Annotated in this window: 12 protein-coding genes and 2 pseudogenes; 1 reads left to right on the top strand and 13 read right to left on the bottom strand. The window is 42.0% G+C overall.

The features are described from left to right. Positions 1 to 2: 2 nt before the first annotated feature. From ABN702_RS09665 to ABN702_RS09690, 6 genes and pseudogenes are all read right to left on the bottom strand, one after another. A pseudogene (locus ABN702_RS09665) lies at positions 3 to 1,750 on the bottom strand (ABC transporter transmembrane domain-containing protein). A 259-nt stretch (positions 1,751 to 2,009) separates the two neighbouring features. Then, positions 2,010 to 2,231: a YneF family protein gene (locus ABN702_RS09670; protein WP_224840318.1), complete on the bottom strand. Its 222-nt coding sequence runs from the start codon at positions 2,229 to 2,231 to the stop codon at positions 2,010 to 2,012. 90 nt (positions 2,232 to 2,321) lie between these two features. Then, positions 2,322 to 2,753 carry a sporulation inhibitor of replication protein SirA gene (sirA, locus tag ABN702_RS09675; protein ID WP_417900478.1) on the bottom strand — a complete coding sequence of 144 codons (432 nt, stop codon included), beginning with the start codon at positions 2,751 to 2,753 and terminating at the stop codon, positions 2,322 to 2,324. Positions 2,754 to 2,942: 189 nt separating this feature from the next. Next, the gene (gene tkt, locus ABN702_RS09680) at positions 2,943 to 4,949 is read right to left on the bottom strand and encodes a transketolase (RefSeq protein WP_417900479.1); all 2,007 of its coding nucleotides are present in this window, start codon (positions 4,947 to 4,949) and stop codon (positions 2,943 to 2,945) included. An 89-nt stretch (positions 4,950 to 5,038) separates the two neighbouring features. Further along, positions 5,039 to 5,269, bottom strand: a complete 231-nt coding sequence (locus ABN702_RS09685; protein ID WP_417900480.1) for a DUF896 domain-containing protein — start codon at positions 5,267 to 5,269, stop codon at positions 5,039 to 5,041. A gap of 44 nt (positions 5,270 to 5,313) precedes the next feature. Next, positions 5,314 to 5,988, bottom strand: coding sequence for a recombinase family protein (locus ABN702_RS09690; RefSeq protein WP_417900481.1), 675 nt, complete (start codon positions 5,986 to 5,988; stop codon positions 5,314 to 5,316). 137 nt (positions 5,989 to 6,125) lie between these two features. On the opposite strand from ABN702_RS09690, the gene lexA reads away from it, so the two are divergent. Then, positions 6,126 to 6,743, top strand: coding sequence for a transcriptional repressor LexA (lexA, locus tag ABN702_RS09695; RefSeq protein ID WP_204413878.1), 618 nt, complete (start codon positions 6,126 to 6,128; stop codon positions 6,741 to 6,743). 50 nt (positions 6,744 to 6,793) lie between these two features. Here the strand turns inward: lexA and ABN702_RS09700 are convergent, their stop codons facing one another. The 7 genes and pseudogenes from ABN702_RS09700 to ABN702_RS09730 form a co-directional block, all read right to left on the bottom strand. Next, positions 6,794 to 7,024, bottom strand: a complete 231-nt coding sequence (locus ABN702_RS09700; protein ID WP_417900482.1) for a phage holin — start codon at positions 7,022 to 7,024, stop codon at positions 6,794 to 6,796. 44 nt (positions 7,025 to 7,068) lie between these two features. Next, positions 7,069 to 7,473 (bottom strand): hypothetical protein, encoded by a 405-nt coding sequence (locus ABN702_RS09705; RefSeq protein WP_417900483.1) that lies wholly within the window; start codon positions 7,471 to 7,473, stop codon positions 7,069 to 7,071. Between the two features lie 125 nt (positions 7,474 to 7,598). After that, a complete protein-coding gene (locus ABN702_RS09710) occupies positions 7,599 to 8,225 on the bottom strand; it encodes a DUF421 domain-containing protein (RefSeq protein ID WP_417900484.1) in 627 nt (208 codons plus the stop codon). A gap of 139 nt (positions 8,226 to 8,364) precedes the next feature. Then, a pseudogene (locus ABN702_RS09715) lies at positions 8,365 to 8,870 on the bottom strand (GNAT family N-acetyltransferase). A 117-nt stretch (positions 8,871 to 8,987) separates the two neighbouring features. After that, the gene (gene glnA, locus ABN702_RS09720) at positions 8,988 to 10,322 is read right to left on the bottom strand and encodes a type I glutamate--ammonia ligase (protein WP_417900485.1); all 1,335 of its coding nucleotides are present in this window, start codon (positions 10,320 to 10,322) and stop codon (positions 8,988 to 8,990) included. A 68-nt stretch (positions 10,323 to 10,390) separates the two neighbouring features. Continuing rightward, entirely contained in the window at positions 10,391 to 10,792 is a 402-nt protein-coding gene (locus ABN702_RS09725; RefSeq protein ID WP_417900486.1) for a MerR family transcriptional regulator, read from the bottom strand. Positions 10,793 to 11,035: 243 nt separating this feature from the next. Then, entirely contained in the window at positions 11,036 to 12,304 is a 1,269-nt protein-coding gene (locus ABN702_RS09730) for an aminotransferase class I/II-fold pyridoxal phosphate-dependent enzyme (protein WP_417900487.1), read from the bottom strand. Positions 12,305 to 12,316 lie beyond the last annotated feature (12 nt).

Here is a 12,316-nt window from a genome sequence, read left to right on the forward strand (position 1 = left end):
TTTTAGCCCCCATGCTCCACTAGGGATTCCAATGCCTGGCGATGGTACATGTCACGATACCAGCCTTCTTCATCCATCAACTCCGAATGTGTCCCGCTTTGAACAATTCTTCCCTCATCCATTACCAGGATCAAGTTGGCATGCCCGATGGCAGATAATCGATGTGAAGTGATGATGGTTGTTTTCCCTTTTCGATTTTCTTTTAATGCGTGCAGAATCCTCTCTTCCGTTTTCGCATCCACCGCAGAAAGGGAGTCATCCAATAACAGAATTTCAGGATCCATCAATAAGGCCCTTGCTATGGATAATCGCTGTTTCTGCCCCCGGACAAAGATACTCCACGCTCACCAACCATCGTTTGATATCCGTCTGTAAATTGGATGATGTCCTCATGGATGTTTGCCAGTTTTGCAGCATGAATGATCTCTTCAAATGATGCCTCTGGAACGGCAAAAGCGATATTATCCGATATTGTAGCCGAAAATAGGAAATGATCCTGTGGTACATAACCGACTGCCTTTCTTAATGCTTCAAGTGAAAAGTCTTGGGTCGAGTATCCGCCTATGGTGATTTCCCCTTCCAATCCGTTGAATTCGCGTATCAATACTTTCAACAAAGTAGTTTTTCCGCTTCCTGTTTTACCCACTATCCCAAGCGTCTCCCCCTGCTTCAATGAAAAATGTATGCCTTTCAGAAGCGGCTCTGTTTCGTTCGGATAGGAGAACGTGTTGACATCATAGATGATATCCCCTGAGGGAAATTCTTTTTTAGGATCAGCTCCATCCTTGATATCCACTTCTTCTTTTAGAAGTGAAGAAACTCTATCATATGAAGCACGGCCACGCTCGACGATATTGAATAGCCATCCAAATGCAAGCATCGGCCAGATCAAAAGCCCCAGGTAGGTGGTGAAAGCTATCAGCTCCCCGATAGTCAGTTCCCCTTGCAGTACATAGTTTGATCCGAATGCCAAAGCAAGAAAAAAGGATATCCCGATTATCAAGCCGATAGTAGGATCAAACAGAGAGTCTATTTTAGCAACCGTCACGTTTTTCTTCACTACATCTTCGGCCTGCTTTTCAAACTCTTCAATATCTTCCATTTCCTGCCCGAATGTTTTAATTACTTTTACGCCATTGACACTTTCCTGCACCTTGTCATTCAGGGAGGAAAAAGCGGCCTGGGACTTATGGAAAGTACGATGCAGCAGCGTTCCGTAATAATTAGTCGATAGCGCCATGAAAGGCAAAGGTATCAAACATATCAGGGTAAGCTTCCAGCTGATGGTGGTGGCCATGGCTATCAGAACGAACCCCCCTGTCATCAAGGAGTCCACCAAGGTCAATACGCCTGCACCGGCAGTCTGCTGAATAGCCTGCAGGTCATTTGTGGAGTGAGCCATCAAGTCCCCAACCCTGCGTCTTTGGTAAAAGCTCGGTGACATTTTCGTAAAATGTTCATACAGATTGTTCCGCAATAATCTTGCCAGCCTCACAGAAGGGCCAAAAATCATGATTCTCCATAAATACCTTAAAATATAGACAATGACTGAAGTGCCTAACAGAATTAGCATCAACTGCCAAATCAAGTCCTTTGTCAGCTCTCCTTCAGCTATATAGTCCACCGTCATCCCGACGATCCGGGGTGGAACGAGCTCCAGCAGGGCAACAAGTGCCAGCATGAATACGCCTGGTATATAGGACTTCTTTTCCAGTTTGAAAAACCACCATAAATCTTTAAATATACTCATCGTACTCCCCCGTTACCATTCTTACTTATCTATATAATCAACTTAGATAGTTTAGCAAAAATTCTAATATTTAGGAAGATTATTTATCTTATTTTAGGCAAAAGATTATCCAAATAAATAGGTGGTTTCCTGTTGGACTCCCTGTTGATTTCCGTTCCATGTGTTCGCTTTCCGCGCAGCCTTGTGCAGAAATCAACAGCGGTGTTTGATAGATTGTAGCCAAAAGAAAAAGCACTCATTTGACTGAGTGCCCTATCGTTTATTTCATTTGTTGGTTGCTCATTGCTTTCATCATTTGGTTAATTTTCTTTTGGGATGGTTTCATTCCCATTTGCATCATCATCACGCGAAGCATTTGCTCGTTAATCGGCGGGTTTTTCTTCAGGTAAGTCATCATGTACTTACGAGCAATGAAAAATCCTAGTGCAACTCCAGCGATAAGTGCCAGAACTACAATCAGAATCCAAATCCAATCTGACATCTAACATTTCCTCCTCTAAACTATGTCTACCAATGTAGTGTACTAAACCAACTATCATTATACAACATTTTCCGCTAATTTCTCTATACCCTAGACATATTTTCTCTGTTTTATCGGCTGCAACCAGCCAAACCGCCCAGATTTGGTATCGATAGCGAGGAAGAAAGGAGCCTGTTTTCTAATTACTTCAAAGAAGATCGCCTCTGCTTCAAAAGACCCAGAGGAGGACAGCTTCAAATATTTTTCAAAAATCGACAATTTGGCGATGCTATCTCTTTTTTCTATTTTGTGCTGATAGGATTGGGACTGGTAACCTTCTATTTTTTTCATGGAAGTTTCTAACGCCTGCTGGAGGGGGAAGGTCGGTATGGGGATGGTGATGTAATCCACCTGCTGCTTCACTACATCCTGAAGTTGATCCTCTCTTTCATACTGCTGAAAGAGCTGAAATAATTTCAATTCATTGCCCGCATAATGGTTCGCAATTTCTTCCTCTATGAGATAGATCATATAATGGCGCAAACAAAACCCTCCTAACATCCTCTTTTTTTTATTATAAGGAATAAAAGAGGAAAGATTTGTCTGTTGATGGCGCGACTATTGACTTCTTTTGTTGAAAGTTGTCGATAATATAAAGTTTTCCAACTTAAACACTCTTTTTCACGAATAAAAAAAGAGCCATGCACAAATGCATAGCCCTTTTCTACTTTATTAGTTATCCAATAGTGCTTTCACTCTAGCAACAACATTCTCAGTAGTGAAGCCATATTCCTTCATGATTCTTTCTCCTGGAGCTGAAGCACCGAACGTGTTGATCGCAAGGATGTCCCCTTCATCTCCAGTGTAGCGTTCCCACCCTAGTGGAGTTGCCATTTCGATTCCAAGACGTTTTTTCACATCTTTTGGCAATACGGAATTCTTGTACTCCTTGGATTGCTGCTCGAAGCGGTCCCATGATGGCATACTTACAACTGAAACATCGATGCCTTCCTGTTGAAGTGCAGCTTGAGCTTCTACAGCCAATCCGACTTCAGAGCCTGTTGCCAATATTAGCGCATCCGGAGTTTCCTTTTGTGCTTTGGAAATCACGTATGCACCTTTTTTCACGCCTTCTAATGCCGTCTCGCTTGTTCCTTTGATCGTAGGAAGATTTTGACGAGTCAATACAAGGGCTGTAGGTGTTTTTTCTGATTCCAATGCCACTTTCCAAGCAGCCGCAGTTTCGTTACCGTCAGCCGGGCGAATCACGGAAAGGTTCGGCATAGCACGCAGTGATGGCAATTGCTCGATTGGCTCATGTGTAGGCCCATCTTCTCCAACCGCAATACTGTCGTGTGTAAATACATATGTTACAGGAAGCTGTTGAAGTGCAGCCAATCGAATAGCTGGACGCAGATAATCAGAGAATACGAAGAAAGTTCCACCGTACACTTTTAATCCACCATGAAGTGCCATACCGTTCAAAGCAGCACCCATTCCGAATTCACGTACACCGAACCAGATATTGCGTCCGCTGTAGTCTTCCGCTGTGAAGTCCGCTTCGTTTTTAATATTTGTTTTATTGGAGCCCGCAAGATCGGCAGAACCTCCAAAGAAATAAGGTACTTTTTTAGCAATTGCATTCAGGACTTCACCGGAGGAAGCACGGGATGCCAAGCTTTTCCCATCTTCGTAAACTGGAATCTCAGAATCCCAGCCTTCAGGCAATTCACCTTTGATTGCCGATTCAAGCTGTTGACCCATTTCAGGGTACTTTGCTTTGTAAGAATCAAATAGTTCATTCCATGCCGCTTCAGCCTGTTGCCCTTTTTCCGCTACCGTTTCACGGAAATGCGCATATACTTCGTCCGGAACATGGAAATCTTGTTCAAACGTCCATTTGTATGCTTCTTTTGTTAGCTTCAGTTCATCCGCTCCAAGTGGTGCTCCGTGAACATCAGACTTTCCTGAAAGATTCGGGGAGCCAAATCCAATCGTCGTTTTCACTTCAATCAATGTAGGTCGATTGAGGTCGCTCTTCGCTTCATCCACTGCCGCCGCAATCTCTTCCAGGTTATTGCCGTCTTCTACACGGATGACCTGCCAACCGTATCCTTTGAAACGAAGTTCTACGCTTTCGGAGAAGGAACGGTCCAGATCACCGTCAAGAGAAATATCATTGGAATCATAAAGAACGATAAAACGGCCAAGCTTCAAGTGGGAAGCAAGGGATGCCGCCTCACCAGAGACACCTTCCATCAAGTCACCGTCTCCACAAATACTGTATGTAAAATGATTGACCAATTCCATATCTTCTTTATTATAGGTTGCTGCAAGATGACGCTCCGCCATTGCCATTCCTACACCCATCGCAATACCCTGTCCGAGTGGACCAGTTGTTGCATCTACTCCTGCAGTGTGACCAAATTCAGGATGTCCCGGAGTTTTACTGCCCCATTGACGAAATTCTTTCAAGTCATCCATGGATAGGTCATATCCGCCTAAGTGCAATAGGCTGTATAACAGCATGGAGCCATGACCAGCGGATAATACAAATCGGTCTCTGTTGAACCAGTTGGGGTTCTTTGGGTTATGGTTCATGAATTTTGTCCAAAGGGAATAGCCCATTGGAGCAGCCCCCATCGGCATACCTGGGTGACCTGAGTTCGCTTTTTCGATTGCATCGATAGATAATGTACGAATTGTGTTAATGGAAAGTTGATCTATATTGTGTGTCATCAATTCCATCCTTTCTTTTTATCTGATTTTTATTGGAAAAATTATATTTTATCATAAATAGTATGTTCCAATGTTCTGAAAAAAAGCGATTAATGCTTTAAATTCTTTTTTGTTTCCTTCAGCTTCTCTGGTGTAACGTCATTTCCTTCCGGATCTACAATGGTGACGGATTGAAGCGTGTTATCCATGGAAGCGCGAAAAGTCTTGATATATTCTTCGCGAAGCTGTTTTTGCTCTGCAGCTTCTTCCATTGAAAGCCCTTCTGCTTTGGATTTTTTCGATAATGCATTAATTCTTGCGATTTTTTCTTTTGATAGCATGTAAAACCCTTCTTTCATCCTAGTAAACATATGCTTTAATCTTACTAGAGGGAATCTTTTTTTACAAGCAAACCGCCGTCCTTCTCATCCATATACTCTTTATAGCGCCTATGGACTGTCGCTTTGGAGACATCATTTCCGAGCCCTCTTAGTGTGGCTGCAATCTCATGGAAGGTCAGCTTGTTGTTACGGAGCCTTGCTATCTCCTCCACTGGAACATCAAGCCTTTCACGGCCTGGGCTCGCATGCAGGTTGGAAAGGTTCTTGGATGGATCATATCCATTCCTGACTGCCCGCTGCATTCCCCTTTTAATTTTCAGGTTATGTAATTTGCGTTGATATTCTTCAACAATACCTACGATATCCAAGACCATGGAATCGGAATCTGATAGGGACACCTCCCCATTGTCTGTGATGGTGAATATCTTCACCTTATGCTTTCTCAGCCAATGCAAGAATGCAATCTTAGCATTTCCGCGCCCCAAGCGTGTCTCATCCTGTATAAGGACGACATCAATTTCCTGGTTGGACGTGATCTCGATGATCTTGAAAACTCCTTCCCTATCCAAATCGAAACCGCTAGCCTGCTCTTCTATCACTTCCACAATTTCAATGTGGTGCTGTCTAGCCAACATGAGCAGCTCTTCCTTCTGTCTTACCAGTGACGTTTCCTGAGTCTCTTTCTTTGTACTGACTCGGCAATAGATGATGCCCTTCATCGTTACCACCCCTATAAATATCTAGATTACTTATTATCAGGCGAACAAATATTCCTGTCAATTATTCGAACTTATGTTTGTATTTTTGATGCGAACATGCTATACTATTCATAATATTAATGATAGAGGTGCGGAATATGAAACTATCAAAAAGGCAACAAGATATCCTGAATTTCATTAAAAAAGAAGTACAGGATAAAGGCTATCCCCCATCCGTTCGTGAAATAGGCGAAGCGGTAGGACTTGCTTCGAGCTCCACAGTCCACGGACATCTTGCCCGCTTGGAAAGCAAAGGGCTTATCCGTCGTGACCCTACTAAGCCTAGAGCCATTGAGATCAGAGATATGGAAGACGAAATGACGCCAAGAATTTCTGCAGTCAATGTCCCGATCATCGGTAAAGTAACTGCAGGGCAACCTATCACAGCCATCGAGAACGTTGAAGACTACTTCCCGTTGCCTGACCGCTATGTTGCACCAGATGAGCAGGTTTTCATGCTTGAAGTTATGGGAGACAGTATGATCGAAGCTGGAATCCTTGATGGAGACTATGTCATTGTACGCCAGCAGCAGTCCGCAAATAATGGGGATATTGTTGTTGCGATGACTGAGGATGATGAAGCAACTGTAAAACGTTTCTTCAAAGAAAAAGACTACATCCGTCTTCAACCGGAAAACTCCACACTTGAGCCGATTATTGTTCGGAACGTGAGCATACTTGGTAAAGTGATCGGGGTTTATCGTAATATCCATTAACAGAACCAAAAAAGCCAACAGCATTTGTTGGCTCTTTTTCGTTCTGTTTTTCATTTGACTCTTTGTCTTGCTTTTTTCGTCCAGTCATTATCCTTCCACCATGCAATCACCGATGCGACAATTGTCCATATTAATGTATAAAGCTGTTCCAACTGCTCGGAGCTAACAGGTATAGGAGATTTGTCCATCATTACCAAAACCTGATTGACCAGTGCAAGAACCAGGAAAACCACACGAAACCAGGCGCCTTTGGATATAGGTCTAATAGGTGCTTCCGACATTATGAATTCTCCTTTATTAATAGAGTTTCGATTAAATTTATCTTTTATCTTGGAGTAATGGGCTTGACCGTTATAGCAAAAGAAGTAGAGGTGGTTAGGCACCCATCCAGGTCACATTCACTCAATAATCCCAATTGGATAGCTGATTTTATTTTTGCTTCATCAGGTTTTTTCACGACTTGAACTAATTCATTCATCTCTAATTCTTCTAATCTCCTAACAGTTGGTTCTTCATTGTATTTCTCACTCTTCCTTACTTGCCTCTGCAATTTAAAACTTCCCAATTGTATTTCACCCTTACCTTGAGCTCCTATCTGTTTATCAAAGTAATGATGGAACGCTTCTTTCAGTTGATTCATTTCTATTTCAATCTCTTTTTTTTGCTTGTTGTATTCGTAATATTTCTCCAGCATATCGGCAGTTAACGACTGTTCCGTACTTTTAGACATCCCCGTGCCTCCTTAAAAGACTAGATAGTTCATCATATTTGATAATCAAAAAAATATACCTTCATTTCAATATAAAAAGTCCCCTCCTATTTTTCATAGAGGGGACACAGAGAAGCGGATCCACATTAATCCAACCATTCTGCCGGTTGGTCTTTTTTGGCATGTTTCTTTTCATTCACTTCACTGAAAAGATTACCTTCCTTCTCACTTTTAGGTAGATTATTGGTGGACACTGTTGGGTCTATCATGAGTTTAATTAACTGAAGTTCCTGGTATAAAAAGGACAAGTCCTTTCGTGTAACTGGTTTTGCCTGTTCTATCAATTCATAACCAATTTGTCCGTTCGGTTCCAATGTAGCCCATTTTACATTACTGATTTTAGTAATATTTTGTTGTCTTAATTTCATTTCCAATTGATCCACTGTAAACCTTAGATTTCGTAGAGTGTTCTCCTTGATTACACCATTCTCTATGATAATCTTGGATTTCCCGGTTATTAGTTTTTCAAAGACGTCTGATTTCAACTGCAAGTATTCGATTAGTACCAGGGTTATTACCAGGACAGCCCCGACACCGAATGTCGTCCAAATATTCTTTCCTGCCAATGGCTGTATCAATAAAGAACCAATACCGATCATAATGACTGTTTGAGCAAGTGTCATTTGAGAAATTGATTTTCTTCCAGCAATTCTTAGAAGAAAGGTTCCAATGATAGTAATTAATACTGCTTTCCATAACCAATCCCAATCCATTTTAGTTAAACCTCCTTACAATTATGACAGAGCATGCTTTTACTATTTACTATTTACTATTTACCATTTAAAGATAATTATTGGAAAACAAAAAAGTGACTTACTTTTACAGTAAAGTCACTTGTATTTAAACATCTATCTATTGCAAGATCAATTCATAATAAGGTTCTTCCTGTTTTGTATATTCAAACCATCTTGTCTCCAGAAAGTGTAGTCCAGCCTTCTCTAGTACCTTTAATGAACTAGTATTATTAGCATCAGCAGCTGCATGTATTTTTTTTACATTTCCATTCAATTTGGCAAATTCCACGCAGGCTAGAGCTGCCTCTGATGCATAACCTTTCCCCAGCTTGATTTTGAAAAGTGGTAGATTAATTCGATTTCCTCTACAGACTCCTTCACATTAAAACCTGCAGCTCCAATCGTTTTCCCTGAATCCTTCTCCACTACCGCATAGACCGATAGACCATATTTTTTATGGCAATTACGGTACCACTCCAATACTCTGGACAATTTATTTAATGGGGTTGCCCCACCACAGAATTTCATTCCCTCCTGATCTCCCCAAAAGTTTTTTGCGGCTTCCACATCATGTTCATCAAATATTTTCAAATATATCCTCTCTGACTTCGCAACGAACTCCATATGTACCCCCTAATTAGAAAAAAAATACTTTTCTTAATATTAGCACGTCTGCTTGAAATAAGGATATATACCCTAAAAAAAACCCCTTACACCAATGGTATCAGGGGTTTGCATGTATTAATATTGAGATAGATACTGGTCGCGTTCCCAAGGATGAACTTGCGTGCGGAACATATCCCACTCTATTTCTTTCGCTTCGATGAAGTGCTCAAGCAAGTGCTCCCCAAGAGCGGCTTGAATGACTTCGTTGGATTTCAATTCTTCAAGTGCAGCAGCAAGAGTTGCCGGAAGATCTGCGATTCCTGCAGCAACGCGCTCTTCTTTGTTCATTACGTAGATATTGCGGTCAATTGGTTTAGGTGCTTCCAATTTGTTCTTGATTCCATCAAGTCCAGCTTGCAGTAATACAGCCATTGCAAGGTAAGGGTTGGCAGCCGGATCTACACTGCGCACTTCTACACGGGTAGAGATTCCACGTGATGCCGGGATACGGATTAATGGGCTACGGTTACGTGCAGACCATGCAACATAACAAGGTGCTTCGTATCCAGGTACTAGACGTTTGTAAGAGTTTACAGTCGGGTTGGTTACTGCTGTAAAGCTTGTAGCATGCTTAATAATACCTGCGATGAAATGTCTTGCATTTTCGCTGAGCTCTAAATCACCATTTTGGTCATAGAACGCATTTTCGCCATCTTTGAATAAGGAAAGGTTGCAGTGCATACCAGATCCGTTAACACCGAACAACGGCTTAGGCATGAACGTTGCATGTAATCCATGCTTGCGTGCAATTGTTTTTACAACAAGTTTAAATGTTTGGATATCATCACAAGCTGTAATAGCATCAGCGTATTTGAAATCAATTTCATGTTGTCCTGGAGCTACTTCATGATGAGAAGCTTCGATTTCAAAGCCCATCTCTTCAAGTTCAAGAACGATATCACGACGGCAGTTTTCACCAAGGTCTGTTGGAGCTAAGTCGAAGTAACCACCTTTATCGTTCAATTCTAAAGTAGGTTCTCCTTTTTCATCCAGTTTGAATAGGAAGAACTCTGGCTCTGGTCCAACGTTGAAATTTGAAAATCCTAAATCTTCCATTTCTTTTATCATACGTTTTAAATTAGCACGAGGGTCCCCTTCGAATGGAGTTCCATCGGGATTGTAGATATCACAGATAAAACGGGCAACCTTACCTTTTTCGGAAGTCCAAGGGAATACCACGAAAGTATCCAGGTCCGGATATAGGTTCATATCTGATTCTTCAATACGTACAAATCCTTCAATGGATGAACCATCGAACATCATTTTATTGTCTAAAGCCTTTTCTAATTGACTTACAGGAATCTCCACATTCTTGATGGTACCAAGGATGTCTGTGAATTGAAGACGAATGTACTTTACGTTTTCTTCCTGAACAATGCGTTTAATATCCTCTTGTGTATACTTAGCCATTTACATGTTCCTCCTCAGAATTTTTACTATGTTAGTTTTTAATAAAACTTACCAAATAACTCAAAAAATCAATGGAAAAATCGAGACATGTCTCCTTGGCGAAGACTGGTTCGATTCTGTCTTCCGGCTTGCATCATTTCTGCTCGCAATAGCTTTCGAAGTTCTTCGTCCGATAAATCAGGCTTTGCAACATTTTCGGCCACTTCTGGCGCTGGTATTGTATGCTGATCTTTCATAGCCATCAAATGCTTGACTCCTGCTATGTTAACCTTCTGTTCAATCAGATGTTTGATCTCAAGTAGCGTATCCACATCATTGAAAGAAAAAAGGCGGCGGTTTCCTTCAGTACGTGCAGGTTGAATCAAATCGTTCTCTTCATAATAACGGATTTGCCGAGCGGACAATTCCGTAAGCTGCATGACAATCCCAATTGGAAACAATGGCATTGAGCGTCTGATATTGTCACTCATTCCAAATCCTCCTTTCACTAATTACTGTGAAGTTAACCTAAGTTTATCTGATGTTAGATAATCTGTCAAGAACATGTTAGGTTTTCTAACATAGAATTTAGAAATGGAGTGAATTATGTACAATCGAGGGATGCCCCTTATTACTATAGCCTGTCCACACTGAATGAAAACATATAATTACCCCTGATTTCCGAGTCAGGTAATCAAAAATAAAAGAGCCCTCAAAAAAGAGAGCTCTTTCACTTAAATATCCAATAAATCCTTTTCGATGAGATGATCGATCGCAGTACATACAGCAATCTTCACGTGCGAATAGGTAAGTCCACCTTGAACATAGGCAACATATGGTGCACGAATCGGACCGTCCGCTGTAAGCTCGATGCTTGCTCCCTGGATGAAGGTCCCGGCAGCCATGATGACATCATCCTCATAGCCAGGCATATAATTGGCGTAAGGCGTGACGTGGGAATTGACAGGAGATGCATATTGTATCGCCTGACAGAATGCGATCATCTTTTCCTTGTCATCAAACTGGACGGATTGAATCAGATCTGTTCTTGGTGCATCCCAGCTTGGCGAGGTATTCATGCCCAGTTCCTCCAAGAACGCAGCCGTGAAGATGGCGCCTTTCAAAGCCTGTCCTACTACATGGGGGGCAAGGAAAAAGCCCTGATACATTTCCTGCAAGCTGTACAGGGATGCCCCGGCTTCCGCTCCGATTCCAGGGGAAGTCATTCGATACGAGCACGCCTCAACCAATTCCTTCTTACCGACAATATAGCCGCCTGTCTTGGCTATTCCGCCACCGGGATTTTTAATGAGGGAGCCGGCAATCAAGTCTGCCCCTACATGGCAAGGTTCAAGCTGTTCGACAAATTCCCCGTAGCAGTTATCGACAAACACTACCACATCTGGTTTGATTTCTTTTACAAACGCAATCATTTCCTTGATTTCTTCTATTGTAAAGGAAGGACGTGTTGCATAACCTTTGGAGCGCTGTATCCCGATCATTTTCGTTTTCGGCGTGATGGCGTTGTTGACAGCCTCCCAATCGATTCCACGGTTATTCTTCAGATCCACCGTTTTATAGTCGATGTTGAATTCTTTAAGTGAGCCCACTCCGGTTCCACGAATGCCAACAATCTCCTCCAATGTATCATATGGTTTGCCTGTCATATATACCAGCTCATCCCCAGGACGCAATATACCGAACAAAGCAATGGAGATGGCGTGTGTACCCGAGATGATTTGGGGACGGACCAAGCCCGCTTCCCCGCCGAACACCTCGGCATAGATCTTTTCCAATGTTTCTCTTCCACTATCATCATAGCCATAACCGGTAGTAGGAATAAAATGGGAGTCACTCACCCTGTTCTGCTGAAAACTTTGCAGAACCCTGAATTGATTCGTTTCGATATTCGAGTCCACTTGTTTAAAAAGTTCTTGAAGCTGATTTTCCACTTTGATTACTAATGGTTCTATCGTTTCCCCGTGCTGTAATAATTGAAACATGCCTAATCTCCT

The sequence above is a fragment of the Bacillus haimaensis genome (assembly GCF_048270625.1).
Classification (GTDB): domain Bacteria; phylum Bacillota; class Bacilli; order Bacillales; family Bacillaceae_I; genus Sutcliffiella_A; species Sutcliffiella_A haimaensis.